The sequence below is a fragment of the Mycobacterium sp. E787 genome, assembly GCF_001668725.1.
In the GTDB taxonomy this organism is placed as follows: Bacteria; Actinomycetota; Actinomycetes; order Mycobacteriales; family Mycobacteriaceae; genus Mycobacterium.
In genome coordinates this window covers 24294-41148 of sequence record NZ_LZKL01000033.1, presented here as the reverse complement: position 1 = coordinate 41148, position 16855 = coordinate 24294, and the positions used below count along the sequence as shown (strand labels likewise).

Annotated in this window: 19 protein-coding genes; 7 read left to right on the top strand and 12 right to left on the bottom strand. The window is 67.3% G+C overall.

From position 1 onward, the window contains the following. Window positions 1-6 precede the first annotated feature (6 nt). Together A5705_RS27685 and A5705_RS05850 are read right to left on the bottom strand one after the other, a co-directional pair. Entirely contained in the window at window positions 7-159 is a 153-nt protein-coding gene (locus tag A5705_RS27685) for a long chain fatty acid-CoA synthetase Faa4p (protein ID WP_156763044.1), read from the bottom strand. 219 nt (window positions 160-378) lie between these two features. After that, a complete protein-coding gene (locus A5705_RS05850; protein ID WP_067879795.1) occupies window positions 379-1116 on the bottom strand; it encodes an SDR family NAD(P)-dependent oxidoreductase in 738 nt (245 codons plus the stop codon). A gap of 29 nt (window positions 1117-1145) precedes the next feature. On the opposite strand from A5705_RS05850, the gene A5705_RS28055 reads away from it, so the two are divergent. Further along, the gene (locus A5705_RS28055; RefSeq protein WP_197516980.1) at window positions 1146-1304 is read left to right on the top strand and encodes a hypothetical protein; all 159 of its coding nucleotides are present in this window, start codon (window positions 1146-1148) and stop codon (window positions 1302-1304) included. Window position 1305: 1 nt separating this feature from the next. On the opposite strand, the gene A5705_RS05845 is transcribed toward A5705_RS28055, so the two are convergent. From A5705_RS05845 to A5705_RS05825, 5 genes are all read right to left on the bottom strand, one after another. Beyond that, complete coding sequence (locus A5705_RS05845) at window positions 1306-2592, bottom strand: MFS transporter (protein WP_067879791.1); 1287 nt, start codon at window positions 2590-2592, stop codon at window positions 1306-1308. A 77-nt stretch (window positions 2593-2669) separates the two neighbouring features. Beyond that, entirely contained in the window at window positions 2670-3959 is a 1290-nt protein-coding gene (locus A5705_RS05840) for an amidohydrolase family protein (protein ID WP_197516979.1), read from the bottom strand. Window positions 3960-3964: 5 nt separating this feature from the next. After that, window positions 3965-5179 (bottom strand): amidohydrolase family protein, encoded by a 1215-nt coding sequence (locus A5705_RS05835; protein WP_067879785.1) that lies wholly within the window; start codon window positions 5177-5179, stop codon window positions 3965-3967. Window positions 5180-5183: 4 nt separating this feature from the next. Beyond that, window positions 5184-5987: an acetoacetate decarboxylase family protein gene (locus A5705_RS05830; RefSeq protein ID WP_067879782.1), complete on the bottom strand. Its 804-nt coding sequence runs from the start codon at window positions 5985-5987 to the stop codon at window positions 5184-5186. Further along, window positions 5984-6934: an SDR family NAD(P)-dependent oxidoreductase gene (locus tag A5705_RS05825; protein WP_156738392.1), complete on the bottom strand. Its 951-nt coding sequence runs from the start codon at window positions 6932-6934 to the stop codon at window positions 5984-5986. Before A5705_RS05825 ends, A5705_RS05830 begins: the two co-directional genes overlap by 4 nt. Before the next feature lie 56 nt (window positions 6935-6990). Between A5705_RS05825 and A5705_RS05820 the strand changes: the two genes are divergently transcribed. Then, a complete protein-coding gene (locus A5705_RS05820; protein ID WP_067879775.1) occupies window positions 6991-7884 on the top strand; it encodes an IclR family transcriptional regulator in 894 nt (297 codons plus the stop codon). Here the strand turns inward: A5705_RS05820 and A5705_RS05815 are convergent. Then, on the bottom strand, window positions 7881-9152 hold the full coding sequence (locus A5705_RS05815) for an amidohydrolase family protein (RefSeq protein WP_068276141.1): 1272 nt from the start codon (window positions 9150-9152) through the stop codon (window positions 7881-7883). The genes A5705_RS05820 and A5705_RS05815 overlap by 4 nt on opposite strands. An 88-nt stretch (window positions 9153-9240) precedes the next feature. On the opposite strand from A5705_RS05815, the gene A5705_RS05810 reads away from it, so the two are divergent. After that, entirely contained in the window at window positions 9241-10128 is an 888-nt protein-coding gene (locus A5705_RS05810; protein ID WP_068276138.1) for a TauD/TfdA family dioxygenase, read from the top strand. 12 nt (window positions 10129-10140) lie between these two features. Here the strand turns inward: A5705_RS05810 and A5705_RS05805 are convergent, their stop codons facing one another. After that, complete coding sequence (locus tag A5705_RS05805) at window positions 10141-10485, bottom strand: hypothetical protein (RefSeq protein WP_067879769.1); 345 nt, start codon at window positions 10483-10485, stop codon at window positions 10141-10143. A gap of 95 nt (window positions 10486-10580) precedes the next feature. On the opposite strand from A5705_RS05805, the gene A5705_RS05800 reads away from it, so the two are divergent. After that, complete coding sequence (locus A5705_RS05800) at window positions 10581-11987, top strand: adenylate/guanylate cyclase domain-containing protein (protein ID WP_067879765.1); 1407 nt, start codon at window positions 10581-10583, stop codon at window positions 11985-11987. Between the two features lie 89 nt (window positions 11988-12076). Here the strand turns inward: A5705_RS05800 and A5705_RS05795 are convergent, their stop codons facing one another. From A5705_RS05795 to A5705_RS05785, 3 genes are all read right to left on the bottom strand, one after another. After that, window positions 12077-12397 carry an SDR family NAD(P)-dependent oxidoreductase gene (locus A5705_RS05795; protein ID WP_231982371.1) on the bottom strand — a complete coding sequence of 107 codons (321 nt, stop codon included), beginning with the start codon at window positions 12395-12397 and terminating at the stop codon, window positions 12077-12079. After that, window positions 12384-13283: a TIGR03619 family F420-dependent LLM class oxidoreductase gene (locus A5705_RS05790; RefSeq protein WP_068276136.1), complete on the bottom strand. Its 900-nt coding sequence runs from the start codon at window positions 13281-13283 to the stop codon at window positions 12384-12386. Before A5705_RS05790 ends, A5705_RS05795 begins: the two co-directional genes overlap by 14 nt. A 92-nt stretch (window positions 13284-13375) precedes the next feature. After that, entirely contained in the window at window positions 13376-13999 is a 624-nt protein-coding gene (locus tag A5705_RS05785; RefSeq protein ID WP_068276133.1) for an NADPH-dependent F420 reductase, read from the bottom strand. Between the two features lie 97 nt (window positions 14000-14096). Between A5705_RS05785 and A5705_RS05780 the strand changes: the two genes are divergently transcribed. From A5705_RS05780 to A5705_RS05770, 3 genes are all read left to right on the top strand, one after another. Beyond that, window positions 14097-14576 (top strand): MarR family winged helix-turn-helix transcriptional regulator, encoded by a 480-nt coding sequence (locus A5705_RS05780; RefSeq protein WP_068276130.1) that lies wholly within the window; start codon window positions 14097-14099, stop codon window positions 14574-14576. Between the two features lie 124 nt (window positions 14577-14700). Continuing rightward, window positions 14701-15528, top strand: coding sequence for a DUF1906 domain-containing protein (locus tag A5705_RS05775; RefSeq protein ID WP_067879751.1), 828 nt, complete (start codon window positions 14701-14703; stop codon window positions 15526-15528). A gap of 60 nt (window positions 15529-15588) precedes the next feature. Continuing rightward, window positions 15589-16854 (top strand): M20 family metallopeptidase, encoded by a 1266-nt coding sequence (locus A5705_RS05770; RefSeq protein WP_068276128.1) that lies wholly within the window; start codon window positions 15589-15591, stop codon window positions 16852-16854. The last annotated feature ends 1 nt before the right edge of the window (window position 16855 follow it).

The following is a 16855-nucleotide window of genomic DNA, read 5'->3' as shown; positions in this document are numbered from 1 at the left end:
CGTCGATCAAGTGGTGCGGGCGGTCTCGCGGGCGACGAACACCGAGACATAACCGATCGGGATGCCGGTGCGGGTGGCGATGCACCGCCGCGCCGCCACGTCCACCTCGGCCCGGCGGCCGACGCGGACGAGGCCACCGATCTCGGGAATCCGGATCATCCACCCGCCGGCATCTCGCGCGACTTCGATGTCAAAGCACTGACCGACCGTGGGGCAGTTCACCCGCGGGGCCGCGCGTCGCGTACGGCTGCGGCGCAATGCGTTTGGGTGCCGCAGACTGGGCTGAATGGGCATGTCTGCTTTCCTGGGTCAGAAACGGGCCGCGCGCAAGAGTAATCCGATTCGCGCCCAAAACCTAATCGGCCGACTGATCCCGCGCTAGCCGGCGCCCTTGCCGTTGTCGACGCGGTAGACGGCGCCGTGGACGGCGGCGGCGTCGTCGCTGGCAAGGAACGCGATGACATTCGCCACGTCGAGGGGCTGCATCATGCCGCGCGGCGAGGCCGTCCGCATGATCAGGTCGTAGTTCGGGTTCTCCGGCGCGCTGAACTGTTCGATCTGCGGTGTCAGCATGCCGCCCGGGCACACCGCGTTGACCCGCAGCCGATCCGCGGTGTACTCCACCGCAAGGGCACGGGTGAGGCCGATCAGCCCGTGCTTGCCGGCGCAGTACCCGGCCGAGTAGGCCTGGCCCTCGACGCCCGCGATGGAGCTGACGTTGACGATGTTGCCGCCGCGCTCCAGCAGATGGGGCAGCGCGGCCCGGCACAGGTAGAACGGCCCGTTCAGGTTGACCGCGAGGTCTTGGGCCCAGTCGTCGTCGGTCATCGACTCCGTGCGGCGCATCTGGTGCTTTCCGGCGACGTTGATCAGGACGTCGAGCCCGCCGAACTGTTGGACGCACTGCCGCACCGCGTCCCGGCAGGCCTGCGCCGAAGCAACGTCCACCGATGCGTACGAGCCCTTGATGTCGGCGAACACCTCGGCCAGGCGCCCGACATCCCGTCCGATGCCGAAAACCGTTGCGCCCCGCCGGGATAGCAGCCGCGCCGTCTCCGCGCCCAGGCCCGACGACGCCCCGGTGACCAGGATGACCTTGCCCTGTAGTGGTGACATACCGCGCAAGGCTACGAGACAATCAGCTGATGTCCAACGAACCCCCACCTCCCCAGCGCCCCGCGCCAAAACCGTCGCGGGAGCAACTCGCGCCCGAGGACTTGGAAAGGTTCGGCGACGAGGAGCAGGCACGCGCGGCGGACGACGAGCGGCGGCTCCGCGACGAGCGACCCCCGCACCACCGCTAGCCTATGTGCGCACCAGGTCTTCCGTGAGCGCCTCGTCGGCCAGGTCTTCGAGTTCTTTGCCTTTCGTCTCGGGTCCGAGCAGGTAGCCGCCCAGCGTCAGCACCCACAGGCCGGCGAGCGCCAGGTACGGCGTCTGCAGCCCGTAATGCGTGATGCCCCACCCGACCACGGCCGGGGCCGCGATGGAGACGATGCGGCCACCGCCGACCGCGATTCCGAAACCGGTGCCGCGCAAGACCGTTGGGAAGAGCTCGGAGACATAGGTGTCACCGACGCCCCACAGCCAGCCGAGGGTGGCGATGGCGATCGCCCCGAAGACCAGGTATCGGTCCAACGAGTGAGAGGTGGCCGCCAGAATCGTCGAGAGGAACTCGATGACCGCGGCAAGGATCGCCGAGGGACGCCGGCCCACCCAATCGGCGAGCGCGGTGCCCAGGTACACGAAAACCACCTGCAGCAAGAAGAACAGCAGTGCGTACCGGATCGCGTCGATCGGGGATGCGTGGAACCTCTTCACGATGTAGGTCGTCAAAAAGACTGTCACGCCCCAGTAGCCGACCGCGTTGGCGGTGTAGATGAGCCAGCCGGCGACGAGCCGTCGCCGCACCCCGGGCAGTTTCCACAGCCGCGGCTTGGCGACCCCGCGCACGATCTTCGTCTGCACGTCGGTGTAGCGGTGCGATTCGGTGATGCCTCGCCGGACCAGGAACAGGACGACGGCCGGGACGATCGCCACGATGAACGCCGATTGCCAGCCGAAGTGCGGCACCAGGGCGAGGGCGACGGCCGCGGCCAGCACATAGCCCAGGGAGAACAGCGAGAAGATCACGCCGCCCACACCGAGGGCACGGGTCTTGGCGGGCCACACCTCGGCCGTGTACGGCGCCCCGACCGCGAGCTCACCGGCACCGCCCACACCGGTGAGGAAACGGAGTCCGGTGAAGGCGGCGATGTTCGTCGTGAGTCCGGCCACCGAGGTGGTGATGCCGTAGAGCAGGATCGACGCCCCGAGCGTGGCCTTACGCCCCCACCTGTCCGCCGCGTACCCGAACCCGATGGTGCCGATGGTGTAGCCCAAGAGGAAGATCGAGCCGATGTATCCGGCCTCGGCGTCGGTGATGTGCAGCGTTCGTTTGATGTCCGGCAGCACCAGGCCGTAGATGTTGACCGCATAGGAATCGAAGCCATAGCCCAGCCCGGCCGTCACCGCGACGAAGAGGGCCTGCTTGAACGTTGCGGGGGTGGCCCGGGGTATCCGGGTGGGGACGCTGCCCACGCTGGAAGTCATCCCGGAAACGTATGCGGACGGGCTCCCGGCGCGGAAGGATCAGGATCCGCTTGATCGGAACGGAATTTTTGCCCTACTCAGTTCTCCACCAGGTCGGGAAGGGGTTCCGCGTCCGTCAGCCAGTGGCGCCCGGTCCGGCGGGCCGCCTCCCACTTGGGGATGCTCACCGCATCGTCCTGGCCCAGGTCCTCCGGGGTCGGGCCGATGCGCGCGGCCAGCGGGGCGAGGGCATCCAGGTCGAAGTTGTACACCTCGGCCGCGGCCAGGCCCAGCATTTGTCGCGTCTCCTCCACCGGGATGTCCCAGAAGGAGCGGTGCAGCCAGTCGCGGGTGTGCGGCCAAGTCCCCTCAGGGTGGGGAAAGTCGTTGCCCCACAGCATGTTCGACACGCCGATCTCGTAGCGCCGGGCCAGCTCCCTGCGCTCGGTGGTGGTGGCCCCGATGAAGCAGTTCCGGTCGAAGTACGCCGAGGGCGGCATCGTCAGGTCGCCCTCCATCTGATGGCTCATCTTCTTGGCCGAGTGCTCACGCAGGTACCGCGTGTCCATCAGCCACAGCAGGTCGTTGGCCCAGAACGCGCCGCACTCGGTGACCCCCCAGCGCAGCCGGGGGAAGCGCTCGAACACACCGGACCACAACGCGAACCACAGGGGCCGGGCGCCCCACCAGCGCACCTCGGTGACATAGATGCCCAGGTGCCCGCCGTACTCCTCCTGCGGGGCGGGACCGGAGTGGGTGTGCACCGGCATCTGCAGGTCCTGGCAGACGGCCCAGACCTTGTCGTAGCGACGGTCGTGGTAGGGCGGGTAGCCGACCCAGCGCGCCGGGATCAGGATCCCGCCCCGCAGTCCGGATTCCGCCGCTCGGGTGATCTCGGCGACCGCCGCGTCGACGTCCGCCAGTATCGGCACGACCGCGACCCCGGCCCGTCGCTCGGGGCTGTGGCTGCACAGCTCGGCCAGCCATCGGTTGTGGGCCCGCGCCCCGGCCATGGCACGCCCCGGGTCGAGGTCGCCGGACTGGCCCAGGCCGGCGCCGAACGGGGCCCCGGCCACCCCCGTCACGGCGTCCGCGTCGGGGAAGATGACCTCGCCGACGACACCGTCACCGTCCAACTCCTTGTCCCGCAGGCCCACATCCCATCCGCCGGCGATGCCGTCGCCATGCTCGGCGAACCATTGTTCGGCGAACTCCTCGTCGATGAATCCGCCCGCCTGGGCCGCGGCGGTCTTCTCGGCCAGGTAGACCTCGAAGTCGTCCCGGTATTCCGGGTCGACGTATTCGCGGTACCGCTCGGTCGGCAGCTCGGCGTGGCAGTCCGCCGAGATGATGAGATACGGGTCCACTGTGCTCCTTTCAGGTCCCATGGCGCTTACCAGGCACGGATGGGGTCGGGCTCGAAGACGGTGCTGCTCGCGTCGGCCGGCACGACGGCCAGTGGCTCGGCAACCTCGGCGACGGTCGGGCCGATTCGGCTGACCAGGGGCGCGAGGGCCTCGAGGTCGAAGCCGTACACCGCCGCCGCGTTCCCCCCGACAATGGCCGCCACCTCGTCGGCCGGGACGCCGCTGAAGGTGTGGCGCAACGCCTCCCGGGTGTAGGGCGCGGTGCCCTCCAGGTGTGGGTAGTCGCTGCCCCACATGATCTTCTCGACGCCGATCCGGTGGCGTTCGGCGCATTCGACGGGTCGCATGAAGCTGGCACCGACGTAACACTGGCGGGTCCAGTACTCACTGGGCTTGAGGCTGAGCGAGCCGGCGGTGGGCCCGGCGAAGCGGGCGATCGCGGAATTCGCCCGCCCGTAACGGGCCGCCGCCACGTCGAGCGAGTCGAGAGTGGCCGGTATCCACCCGGAGCCCTGCTCGGTGAACACCACGGTGAGGTCCGGATGGCGATCCAGCGCGCCGCTGAAGATCAGGTGCCACAGCGCCCGGTGCGCGAACCAGTGTGTCTCGTACACCCACACCGCGAACGAGCTGCCCCACCCGTCCGTCGGGTTGGGTCCGGCGTTGCCGCCGTGGTGGTTGACCACCACGCCGGCGTCGTCGCACGCCGCCCACAGCGGCTCCCAGTGCTCGGCGTAGAGCTGGGGGATGCCGGCGCCCGGGGGAATCCCGGGCAGCAGCACACCGCCGCGCAGGCCCAACTTGGCGATCTGCGGTACCTCGGCGACGGCTTCGTCCAGGTCCCCCAGCAGGATCTGGCCCACCCCGGCGCGCCGCTCGGGCGACGAAGAGCAGAAGTCGGCCAGCCAGCGATTGTGCGCGCGCAGGCCGGCCCAGCGCAGCTCGAGCTCGCGGGCGTCCACCGGTTGGGGGGCGGCCAGGCTCGCCTGAGGGAAGAACGGTGGCACGGTGTTGGGGAAGATGACTTCGCCCGCGACCCCTTCGGCATCCAGGTCCGCGTTGCGCCGGTCGCTGTTCCAGTTGCGCTCGGCGTCGGCCTCCGTCAGGTCTCCGAACGGGTTGACGTATGCCCTTGCCCAGCAGTCGAATTCGTCCCGGTACTGCCGATCGAGGTACTCGCGGTAGTCGAGCAGGTCAGCTCCGGCGTGGCAGTCGGCCGAAATGACCGTGTACCGGTCCATGGCGCTAGGCCCGCGCCGGCTCGGGCCTGGGGGCGGCGAGCAACGCCACATCGTCGTAACGCTGGTGCACATACGGCAGCAACCACTCCTGCGGCACCCGCTGCGCGATCCGCCCCACCTGGATGGTGCGGCGGCGACACCAGGTCATCGACCTGATTTCGCGGATCACGATGTCGGCCACCGGGTCCAGCGGTGACTCCCCCAATTCGACGGTGCCGTCGATGTTTTCCAGCACTTCGTAGTGCCGGTGGTATTCGCCGTAGACCAGGTGGGGGTCGGTGATGCCGCTGCCGTCGGGGGCACGCAGGAACTTGAAGTAGAACTCGGTGTTCACCTGGTCGGGCGGCAGCTCCGCCGGGCCTGTGATCCGGCCGTTCACCTTGATGAGCGGATAGCCCAGCCGGTCGACGGTGGCGGTGACGCGATCGCCTTCCCGCTCGACCTCGATGTGGGCCAGTTTCTTTGGCTCGCCGAATGTTTCGCGCCCGCCCGTGACCGACTGTTCGGTCGACTGGGGCATGAAGAGCGGATAGTCGCCCGCGAGGTCGCCGTGCCGCGCGGTCACCGAGAACACCGCCGACCCGAACGGCGGCCTGCCTTCTATCCGGACGCGCTGAAGCTGAACGCGTACCAGTGGTTCGGCCGCCGGCTCCAGCGGCTTGGGCAGCACGGCCGCGACGATCTGCGGATCGGTGAGGTAGGTGACGGTGATCGCCTCGGTGGCGATGGGCGCCTTGGTAGCGTCGATCTCGTGGTCGACCTGCGCCTCGGGCGCGCGAGGACCGTAGCGAATTTCGTTGGTGCTCAACGTGTTCCTCCTTCGGTTTTCTCGGCATGCCGGCCGAGGACGTCGACCAGGTAGTCGGGCTCGCCGCGGCCGAGGATCGACGCAGCCTTCTTGCTCACGACTTGATCGGCCGGCGTGGGTGGCCCCATCATCCAGAACCGGTCCGCCCGGATTCCGTCCACGACCAGGTCGGCGACCGTCTCGAGCGGGGTGAACTCGACGCGCGCGCCGGCGGCCTCGAAACGGGCCACCACCTTTTCCAGTGTCGCCTCCGGTGTGCGGCGTTCCTGCGTCGCGGCGTAGCGCTCCGGGCGGTGCCGCCACGACTCCCAGATCCCGGTGTTCAGGAAGCCGCCGGGGAAAAGGACGTGCGCCCGCACCCCCGTCCCGGTCATCTCCAGGTGGGTGTACAGGCTTTCGGTCAGGCACAGCACCGCGGCCTTGGTCATCGGATAGACCGCCGTGGCCGGCCCGCCCATGGCCCCCCGCGCGATGGGCGCGAACCCGCCGTTGCCCGAGCAGGTGTTGACGACGTGTCCCTCGCCCTGCTCGAGCAGGATGGGCACGAAAGCCTTGATGCCGTGGATGACACCGAGCACGTTGACGTCGATGCCCCAGCACCAGTCGGCCAGGTCGTGTTCCCACATGTATCCCTCGGACACCCCGCCGGTGCCGGCGTTGTTGCACAGCACGTGCACCGCGCCGAAGCGGTCGAGCGCTTCCTTGGCGAGCGAGGAGACCGAGGAATAGTCGGTGACGTCGGTGCGTACCCCCGCCACGTCGATGCCCTCGTCCGCGAGTGCCCGGGTCGCCTCCTCCAGCGGTTCGGCGAGGACGTCGGCAAGCACCACCTTCATGCCTTCGCGGCCGAAGCGCCTGCCCAAGGCTTGGCCGATGCCGCCGGCTCCCCCGGTCACGACCGCCACCTTGCCCTCAAGGTCCGTCTTCCTGGCAATCACCGTGGCCATCGTCACATGGTCGCGCATGGCACCGCAAGGAGTCGCATTATGCGACCATTGGCTGCATGGCTCCGCGCCCCTCCCCACAGACCGAGCGGGTCGTGAACCTGTTCGAGCAGCTGGCGGCCGATGGAAGCCGGGGGATGGCGGGCATGACCCTGGCCGAGGTGTCGCGCGAGTTGAGCGTGCACAAGGCCAGCTGCCACTCGATGCTGTCCGAACTGCTCCGGGCGGGCTGGCTGCTGCGCGACCCGGTCCGCAAGACCTACCACCTGGGTCCCGCCCTGGTCCGGCTCGGCCGGGAGGCGGCGGCCCGCTATCCGGCGCTCGTGTTGGCGCGCTCGGCGATGGCGGAGCTGTCGGCCGCGACGGGCGCACACTGCGTTGCCTTCTCGGTGAGCGACGACTCCTCGACCGTCGTCGATCAGATCCGAAGCCGGCACGGCGGCGGTCACCCGATGCCCGTCGGCACCCAGTTTCCGCACCGCCCGCCGTACGGGGCGTCGGTCGTCGCCTGGGCCGGGCCGGACGCCCGCGAGCGCTGGCTGGCCACCCTGCCCGGGGACGTCCGCGATCGCTATCGCCGGGCCCTCACCACGGCCAAGCGGCGTGGCTACGCGGTAGGTCTGCACATCCTGCCCGATCTGCGCCTGCGGGAACTGGCGCAGATCGTGCGGAGCGCCGAGGTGCGGTCCACCCGGCTGAGCCGGCTGGCGCAGGAATTGACCGACGAACTGATCCATCAGGAGGAGTGGTTCCCGATCAGCCTGGACCCCGATCGCACGTACGAGGTGAGCCACATCGACTCCCCCATCCTGGAGCCGGGGTCCGGCATCGCCCTGATGCTCAGCCTGGTTCCCAGCGCCGAGCCGATGAGCGGCGCGGCCGTCACCCGCCTGGGGAAACAGCTCACCGCTGCGACCCGCCGGCTCAGCGCCGCGTTGGCCGACGAGTCCTAGCCCCGCTCCGGAGCCAGCCGCTTGAGGGCGAGGCCCCCTTCGAACGGCCGGAAGCCAAAAGCGGCCGGGGCGCGATAGCCCGTGTCCTCCAACGGATTACGAACCTCGGCGACGGTGGGCCCGATCCTGGCGGCGATCGGCGTCAGCGCATCGAGGTCGAAGCGGTACAGGCGACCGGCGTTGCCGCCCAAGATCTTTCGGCAGGCGTCCTCCGGCCTGTCGTGCAGGGCCCAACGAATGGCCAACTTGGAGTGCGGCGCAAAGCCCTCCTCGTGGGGATAGTCACTGCCCCACATGATGTGATCCGGGCCCATGAAATCGATCATCGCGCCGTCGAAAGGCATCAGCTCACTGGCCAAATAGCAGTTCCGCTTGACGTATTCGCTCGGGGTCAGGGTCAGCTCGTCGACCGACGATCCGCCGAACATCCCGTAGGTGCGGTTGTGGGCCTCGGACTTCATGGTGGGCACCATGGCGTCGAGGATGCCGAGTTGCCCGGGCACCCAAAGCGTGCCCTGCTCGGTCGGCACGAATCGCAGCGTCGGATACCGCTCGAACACCCCGGCCAGGATGAGGTGGCCGAGTGTGCGCTGGGCCCAGATCGCCATCTCGGTGATCAACACCGCGTTCGACGCCGGCTGGTCCATCGGCATCTCGGGGCTGCCGGCGCCCGCGTGCTGCACCACCGTGAGGTCCAGTTCCGCGCACAACGCCCAGATCGGTTCGTAGCGGGTGTGGAAAAGCGGGGCCACCTGCGGGTCACCGGGCGAGACCGCGGGAATCAGCACACCGCCAAAGCAGTCCTGCTCGGCGCCCCAGCGGATTTCCTCCAGCGCCAACTCGACGTCGTTGGGAAAGATCTGAATCAAGCCACGGCGTCGGGCCGGGGCCAGCGAGCAGAAGTCGATCTGCCACCGGTTGTGGGCCTGCACGCCGGCCCAACGCTTCTCGAACTCGTCACGGGTGCGGGGCAGGCTGATGGTGATGTTCGGGGTGGTCGGGAAGAACGGCGGAATCGTGTTGGGCAGCAGCACCTCCGCGGCCACCCCGTCGGCGTCCATCTCCGCGATGCGAAGCTCGTGGTCCCAGTTCCGGTTGGCGGTGGCGATGACCAGGTCGTCGAACGGGCTGGCGTACGACTTGGCCCACGCATCGAAGTCATCGTGCAGCCGTGCCGGCAGATACGGTTTGTAGTCGAGCAGATCCGCCCCGGCATGAGTGTCGGTCGAAATGACGACGTAACGGTCCAGCGTGTCCCAAGCAGCCATCGCACCTCCAGCGGTATGTGGAGTATAGGAGCAACGCATCGGCCGGCGTAGGGTGCGACCCATTGAGCGGAACGCACGGAGTGCATCGATGGAAATCGTGCCGTTGGGCCCGGGCTTTGCCGCCGAACTCCGCGGCGTGACCATCCACGACGTTGCGGCAAGCGAGTCCGCGTACGCGGCGGTGCGCGCGGCGTTCGAGGAGCACTCGGTGCTCGTCCTGCGCGACCAGGACGTCACCGATGACGCGCAGCTCGCTTTCTCGCGCCGCTTTGGTCCGCTCGAGGTCACCAAGGTGGGTTCGGCGGGCCACGGCGGCAACCTCGTGATCCTCAAAACCCTCGACGAGGAGGGCAACGTCGTGCCCGGCGATCACCGGATCGCCTTGGAAAACAAGGCGAACCAGCTCTGGCACACCGACAGCACGTTCAAGAAGGTGCCGGCGCTGGCTTCGGTGCTGTCATCGCGCACCATTCCGGGCCGGGGCGGCGAGACGGAATACGTCTCCACCCGGCTCGCGTTCGAGCGCCTCGATCCGGCGCTGCAGTCGCGGTTGGAAAACTCCTTCGCCTGGCACGAGTACGCCTATTCGCGCGGCAAAATCGCGCCCGACCTCGCCACCCCGGCGGAGCGTGCGGCGCTGCCGCCGCAATGCTGGCGTCTCGTGTGGACGAACCCGGTCAACGGCCGCAAGGCGCTCTACGTCGCCTCGCACGCCTACGCGATCGAGGGCATGGAGCGAAAGGCGGCGCAGGAACTGCTGGCCCAGCTGATCGACGCGGCGACCTCCCCCGGTCGCAGCTACCTGCACACGTGGCGCGAGGGCGACGTGGTGATGTGGGACAACCGCGCGACCATGCATCGCGGCCGGCCCTGGCCGGCGTCGGAGCCGCGGCACATGGTGCGCACCACGATCTCCGCGACGGAATCGGACGGGCTGGAGGCGATGCGTCGACGCGCCGCGGAGATCAGCGGCTGATCTCGAGCGTCGTCATGACGACAACCCTTGGCCACCTATCCACAGGGGCGGCTCCTGGCCGCTGTACATGCTCCCGGGCTGCCATCGCTGCCTGCGCAACAGTCGACCGGCGTGGTGCTCGGCAACATCCTTCAGGTACTCGACGTCGTCGCTGGTCCACGGGTGCTGGCCGGTCCCGTCCAACCACCACCTCGGTTGGCCGTCCTGCTTGTAACGGGTTATCCGGTAACGCCAGGCTACGTGCCTGCCCATGGCGTCAACCCGCCAGTCCAGTAGCCGCGGAAGGATTGCCTCGGGCGTGGACTGCAGAGATTCCCACGGGTGAGTTATCCGGATCTCGACGAACTCGCCACCCATGAATCAACCCTAATGAATTGATCGAGGTCTGTGTCAGACAAAATTCGGCGAAGCCGCAAGTGCCGGCTGTCGGTGCCGGCATTTAGGTTGGAGTCATGAGCGACATCCAGTCGCAGGTTTCGGCCATGAAGCGAACCGCCGATTCGGCCGTCGCGGATGCCATTGCACGGCTGATCGAGGACGGTGAAGATCATGAGCTCAATCGAATCAACGCCCTGGACTTTTCCAAACGCGCCGGCCTCGACGAAGAAAAGGTGATTTCCGGCCTCCTGCATGCCTCGCGGCTTGGCCTGTTCGATCTGAGCTGGAACGTGCTTTGTCCCGGTTGTAGCGGCGTCCTGGACGCGCATGACACGCTGAAATCGCTGCGTGATGACGACTATCGCTGCGGATTATGCGCCTGCGGCTATGAGCCTTCCGTCGACGAGCAGGTCGAGGTGGCCTTCACGGTCAGTCCCAAGGTCAGGCGGATTGCCGCCCACGATCCCAACACCCTGCCGCTCTGGGACTACTACAAGCAGGTGTTCTGGAGTTCGGGCATCGACCTCGGCAAGGAATCCTTCGCCTCGCTGACCGGGGAAGTGACCCTGGATGCGCTTGCGCTGCCCTCAGGGGAAAAGACGGTGCGCTCGCTGCAGCTTCCACCCCAATTCATCATCGTTTTCGAGCCGGTGACGCATTCCGCTCATTTCATCGACGTCCAGGGCGAGCCGACCGCGGAACCTCAGGAGCTCCGGCTGATCTTCAACAAAGCGCATCCGCCGACCGGGTCCATCACATTGCGTCCGGGTCCGTTGCGGCTCGCACTCGACAACGAGTGCCCCCTGCGTACGCTGCCCACCGTCTTTGTCGCCGACGCGCTCCACCATCTGCTGGGCAAACGCAGGCCGTTCCTCACCGCCAAGCGGATGCTGTCGAACCAGACGTTCCGCGAGGTGTTCAAGGCCGACAATCTCAACATCGATCAGCGTCTGAAAATCACCTCGCTGACGTTTCTGTTCACCGACCTCAAGGGGTCGACCGCGCTTTACGAGCGAGTGGGCGACCTCGCCGCGTTCGACTTGGTGCGCGCGCACTTTCGGGCGCTGCTGGAGATCATCGCGGCCGAAAAGGGCGCCGTGGTCAAGACCATCGGGGACGCCGTGATGGCGACCTTTGTCCAGCCGGACCACGCGCTCGTCGCGGGCCTGCGGATGCGGGCCGCGATGGACAAGCTCAATGCCGAGCGCGGCAAGTGCGACCTGATCGTAAAGATCGGCATCCATGAGGGGCCGTGTCTCGCGGTGATGCTCAACGAGCGGCAGGACTATTTCGGCCAGACCGTGAATATCGCGGCACGGGTGCAGAGCCTGTCGACCGCGCAGGAGATCCACATCACCGGTCCCGTGATCGACGCGCCCGGCGTCGCCGCCATCCTGGAGAAGGAGGCGATCCGGCCGATTCGGAAGGAGGCCGCGCTGCGCGGCATCGCCGACAAGATCGTCGTGTACGAGATTCCATAACTGTCCACCGCACGACAGGCCCAAGATCGAGCCACCGTCGTTGAGCAGTGGCAGTGCCTTCCGCACCGTGAAGAGCGTGCCGCGCGCGTTCAGCCCGAAGGTGGCATCGAAGTGCTGCTCCGTGATCTCGCCGAGCTTGCGCTCCTCGCACTTGTCCACAACACGTCGACGGCGCCCTTTTCCTGCTTGACCGCGTCGACCAACCGGTCCTGATCGTCCAGGTTGGCCGAATCGGCCTGCAGGCCGGTCACGTTCCGGCCGATGAGCTTGACGGCTTCATCCAGCGCTTTCTGCCGCCGACCCGAGATGAAAACGTGAGCTCCCTCGTCGACGAACAACTCGGCACCGGCCAGCGCGAGACCACTTGATCCGCCCGTGATCACCGCCACCTTGCCGTCAAGCCTTCCCATGATCACCCCATCGGGCAATTACCCGGCCGGCGAAGTCAAGCATCTGGTCAAGGCTGGGGAACATTGCGAAGGCATCCACGATCGCCTCATCAGCACCGGATCCCGCGAGGCGCTCGAGCCTGCCGACAACCGAGTCAACGGACGTGCCCGGTTCGAGGTTGATCCGCATGGCCGTCTTCAACGCGTCAGGATCGCGGCCGGCGTCCTTCGCCGCGCGGCGCGCAATCGACCACAGGTGGTCGGTGACCTCGTCCTGGAGCCCCTCGACCCCGAGCCAGCCGATGCCGCTGCGTCCGACCCGGCGCATCGCGGCCTCGCTGGCGCCGCCGATCCAGATGGGCGGACCGCCGGCCCGGACCGGGCGCAGGTCGGCATGGACCGGCGGCAGGGAGAAGAATTCGCTCTCCCAGGACACCGGGCTGGTCGTCCACCACTCGCGCAGGAACGCCAGCAGGTCGTCGAGCATCCGCCCGCGCCGGTGCCAGTCCGCGCCGCGGGCGATGTCGTGCTCGTCCTTCATCCACCCGATGCCCACGCCGACGTCGAGGCGGCCGTCGCTGAGCACGTCGAGCGTGGTCAGCAGCCGGGCCAGGTGCACCGGCTCGTAGTAGAACGTGCTGAGCGTGCTGGAGTTCAGCCGCACCCGGCTGGTCGCCGTCGCGGCGACGGTCCACAGCAGCACCGGATCGAGGTAACGGGTCATCTGCGGCGGATACGGCTGCTCTTTGCCCGGATAGGTGCTGTGCATGTCGACCGGCGTGACCAGGCGGTCGCCGACCCACAGCGTGTCGTAGCCCAGGTCCTCGAGTCCGCGGCAGAACGCGCTGAGACCAGCGGCGCTGCTGATTGCGGGCCCGACGATGGGAAGTGCGAAGCCAAGCTTCATTGCGAGAATCCTCCCCTTTGGTGATCCATCAACAATTATTTGGGCGGATGGTGCCCTCGTTCGTTCACTGCTTGGACCGTCGGGGGTGCGGCTCAGCCGGGAACGGCGGCGCCGAGGGCGAAGTCGAAGTTCCCCACGCCGTGGCGGGCGAGACCCATCATGACCAGGCCCGTTCCCTCCAGCCAGTGGGCCATGTTCAGGCCGCCGACGTCCAGCGGGCGCAGCCCGAGGCTGTCGATGAACTCCGCCACGCGCGCCTTGGCGCGCGCGTCGTCGCCGGCGAAGAAGACGTCGAGCGGCCGCCCCTGGGCCAAGACGACACCGAAGATGGTGTTGAACGCCTTCACCACGCTCGCGCTGGCCGGGGCGGCCTTGGCAACTTCCTGCGCGATCGAGGTGTCGTCAGGGATGGCTAGCCCGTCGGCCGCGGCATTGAACGGGTTGCTGATGTCGACGATGATCTTGCCCGCGAGGGCGTCTCCATAGTGGATGACGATCGGAACGACGTTGGCGTACAACACGGAAACGATCACGATGTCCCCGGCCGGGACGGCGCCGAACTCTGCCGTCGTAGCGTTGCCCCCGAGAGCCTTGGCCAGGCCGGCGGCCTTGGTCTGATCGCGCCCGATGACCTCGACGCTGTTGCCGCCCGCTACCGCCAGCGCGCCGATGGCGCGAGCCATGTTCCCGGTGCCGATGATGCTGATGTTGCTCATGAGGTGTCCGTTCTTGGATTGAGGCCGAAAAAGTTGACGTGTCCACCTTAGGCCTATGTTTGTTGATGCGTCAACCAATCGGCTAGCATGGACGCTGATGGAACCGAATTGGCTGAACCCGCGTGAAGACCGCGCCTGGCGGGCCTTCCAGCACGCGCATCACCAGCTTGATGTGCACCTGAACCGCGGGTTGCAGGAATCGGGCCTGTCCGGCGCCGACTACGAGATCTTGGCGGTGCTCTCGGGTCACGACGGCGACCGCATGCCCGCCCACGAGCTGTGCAACACACTGGGCTGGGAGAAGAGCCGCGTCTCCCACCAGGTGCGGCGGATGGAAAAGGACGGGCTGATCTGTCGCGAGCCCAACCCCGACGACGCCCGCAGCACGATGGTCTGCCTGCTGCCGGCCGGCCGCGCCGCCATCGAGAAGGCGGCGCCCGGGCACGTGGAGGACGTCCGCCGGAACTTTATCGACCTGCTCAGCCCGGCCGAGCTCGACATGCTCGCCGCGCTCAACGAACGCGTCCTGCGCCACCTGGCCAAAAACGACGACTCCCCCACCGAAGACGAGCCCTAATAGCCCGCGGCCGCGGGGTCCTGACCCAGCCATTGACTCAGGCCGGTGAACCACAAAGACCGATTTGATATCGACTACCACACGCTACTTCTGTTGACAAAAGTCAAATATTTACCATCACGCGATGCAGGACTTGTCGGTGAATGCGCGCCTCCGGCGATCGCGCGCCATTCCCCGGCGCGACGTATTGCGCTGCGCCGTCGCTATGTCCGCACTGCCGGGGCTGTTTGCGGCATCGGCAAATATCGCCGTCCCTACGGCGGCTGCCATCCCTACGGCACCTGCCGCCACCCCCAAACTGATCGACTTCGCCATGCGCCAAATTCCGGCGGAGCACATCCGAGCTGCCGGCTACGCCGGGGTCATCAACTACGTGTCGCTATCGCGTCCCGGCTCGTCCATGGGCGCCAAGCCGATCACCCGGCCTTACGCCGAGCAGCTGACCGCTGCCGGGCTGATGATCGTCAGCAATTACCAATACGGAAAGCCCGGCGGGACAGCACCATCGGACTTCAGGCGCGGGTTCGAGGGCGGCGTCGCCGATGCTCGCACCGCCTGGCAGCTGCATACCGCGGCGGGCGGCGGTCAGAGTGCCCCGATCTTCTTCAGCGTCGACGAGGACATAAACCACGACACCTGGAACAATCTGGCACTCAAGTGGTTTCGCGGAATCAATTCGGTACTCGGAGTCCAGCGCACCGGCGTCTACGGCGGTATCGATGTATGCCGATGGGCCGCCGCCGACGGCGTCATCGGAAGTTCGCGCACCCCCGGCCGCCGGTGGGCTTGGCAGACCCGGTCCTGGTCCCGCGGCCAAGTCGACCCTGCCGCGGTTCTCTACCAACGCGTGGTGAGTACGGCGTCGAATCCTGGCCCGGTGGTCGGGGGACTCGAGGTCGACGTCAACGACGTCCTTGCTGAGGATTGCGGTCAGTGGAACCTACATCCCTGAGCCTGTGACTCGTGGGGGTGTGCGGAAGCGCCGAACACGAAGGGTATTGGAGGGCAATAGATGAGCACCGCGACTAGCCCGTCCGCCGCGATTTTGGAACGCCTGCCCGAGATCCGGGAATGGCAGGAGGATCTCTATCGCGATATCCACCGGCACCCCGAACTGTCGCATCAGGAACACCGCACCGCGGAGCTGGCGGCCGAGAGGTTGCGCGCATGGGGCTACGACGTCCGCGACAACGTCGGCGGCACGGGCGTCGTCGGAATCCTGCGGAACGGCGGTGGACCTACCGTGCTGGTGCGCGCCGACATGGACGCGCTGCCCGTCGAGGAGGCGACCGGCCTTGCGTATGCCAGTACGGTCCGCGCTACGGACGCCGCCGGCGATGAGGTGCCAGTCATGCACGCCTGCGGCCACGACGTGCACGTCGCCTGTCTGCTCGGCGCGGCCTCGTTGCTTGCCGACGGAGCTCAGCACTGGCACGGGACGCTCGTGGCGTTGTTCCAGCCGGCCGAAGAGGTCGCCGACGGGGCACGGGGCATGGTCGATGACGGGCTTTCTGACGCTGTTCCGTCCGTCGACGTCGCCCTTGCCCAGCACGTCCTTCCCGCACCCGCCGGCCACGTCGGCACGCACCGTGGGCCCGTGCTCTCGGCCGCCGACAGTATGCGGATCACGGTTTACGGTCGGGGAGCGCATGGATCGATGCCGCAGGCGGCGATCGATCCCGTCGTGCTGGCATCGATGATCGTGGTTCGGCTGCAGACGATCGTGTCCCGGGAGGTCGCACCGACCGACACCGTGGTCCTGACGGTCGGAAGCATCCACGCGGGCACCAAGAGCAATGTGATTGGCGATCATGCCGTGCTTGAGCTCAATCTGCGAACGTATGACGAATCTGTCCGCAAAGCGGTGCTCGACAGCATCCGGCGCATCGTCGTCGCTGAGTGCCAGGCGTCAAACTCGCCGCAGGAACCCGAGTTCGAGCTTTATGACCGCTTCCCGCTCACCGTGAACGACGACGAAGTCACTGACCGCGTCAGCGACGCGTTCGCGGTTTACTTCGGCGACCGGTTCACCCCGATGGCCCCGCAGTCGGCAAGCGAGGATTTCAGCGATATCCCGAACGCACTCGGCGTTCCTTACACCTACTGGGGCATCGGCGGCATTGACGAGCAGCAATACCGCGAGGCGGTCAAATCCGGCCGGGTCGCCCAGGACATCCCGGTCAACCACTCGCCGACCTTCGCGCCCGTGATCCAACCCACGCTCGACACCGGGACCCAAGCCATCGTCGTCGCCGCACTTGCCTGGTTAGGCAATTGAC

What these genes read in the sequence shown, in the direction of transcription:
- A5705_RS27685 (WP_156763044.1), bottom strand. Translation starts at nt 159, where the DNA reads ATGATCCGGATTCCCGAGATCGGTGGCCTCGTCCGCGTCGGCCGCCGG.
- A5705_RS05850 (WP_067879795.1), bottom strand. Translation starts at nt 1,116, where the DNA reads ATGTCACCACTACAGGGCAAGGTCATCCTGGTCACCGGGGCGTCGTCG.
- A5705_RS28055 (WP_197516980.1), top strand. Translation starts at nt 1,146, where the DNA reads ATGTCCAACGAACCCCCACCTCCCCAGCGCCCCGCGCCAAAACCGTCG.
- A5705_RS05845 (WP_067879791.1), bottom strand. Translation starts at nt 2,592, where the DNA reads ATGACTTCCAGCGTGGGCAGCGTCCCCACCCGGATACCCCGGGCCACC.
- A5705_RS05840 (WP_197516979.1), bottom strand. Translation starts at nt 3,959, where the DNA reads ATGGGACCTGAAAGGAGCACAGTGGACCCGTATCTCATCATCTCGGCG.
- A5705_RS05835 (WP_067879785.1), bottom strand. Translation starts at nt 5,179, where the DNA reads ATGGACCGGTACACGGTCATTTCGGCCGACTGCCACGCCGGAGCTGAC.
- A5705_RS05825 (WP_156738392.1), bottom strand. Translation starts at nt 6,934, where the DNA reads ATGGCCACGGTGATTGCCAGGAAGACGGACCTTGAGGGCAAGGTGGCG.
- A5705_RS05820 (WP_067879775.1), top strand. Translation starts at nt 6,991, where the DNA reads ATGGCTCCGCGCCCCTCCCCACAGACCGAGCGGGTCGTGAACCTGTTC.
- A5705_RS05815 (WP_068276141.1), bottom strand. Translation starts at nt 9,152, where the DNA reads ATGGCTGCTTGGGACACGCTGGACCGTTACGTCGTCATTTCGACCGAC.
- A5705_RS05810 (WP_068276138.1), top strand. Translation starts at nt 9,241, where the DNA reads ATGGAAATCGTGCCGTTGGGCCCGGGCTTTGCCGCCGAACTCCGCGGC.
- A5705_RS05805 (WP_067879769.1), bottom strand. Translation starts at nt 10,485, where the DNA reads ATGGGTGGCGAGTTCGTCGAGATCCGGATAACTCACCCGTGGGAATCT.
- A5705_RS05800 (WP_067879765.1), top strand. Translation starts at nt 10,581, where the DNA reads ATGAGCGACATCCAGTCGCAGGTTTCGGCCATGAAGCGAACCGCCGAT.
- A5705_RS05795 (WP_231982371.1), bottom strand. Translation starts at nt 12,397, where the DNA reads ATGGGAAGGCTTGACGGCAAGGTGGCGGTGATCACGGGCGGATCAAGT.
- A5705_RS05790 (WP_068276136.1), bottom strand. Translation starts at nt 13,283, where the DNA reads ATGAAGCTTGGCTTCGCACTTCCCATCGTCGGGCCCGCAATCAGCAGC.
- A5705_RS05785 (WP_068276133.1), bottom strand. Translation starts at nt 13,999, where the DNA reads ATGAGCAACATCAGCATCATCGGCACCGGGAACATGGCTCGCGCCATC.
- A5705_RS05780 (WP_068276130.1), top strand. Translation starts at nt 14,097, where the DNA reads ATGGAACCGAATTGGCTGAACCCGCGTGAAGACCGCGCCTGGCGGGCC.
- A5705_RS05775 (WP_067879751.1), top strand. Translation starts at nt 14,701, where the DNA reads ATGCAGGACTTGTCGGTGAATGCGCGCCTCCGGCGATCGCGCGCCATT.
- A5705_RS05770 (WP_068276128.1), top strand. Translation starts at nt 15,589, where the DNA reads ATGAGCACCGCGACTAGCCCGTCCGCCGCGATTTTGGAACGCCTGCCC.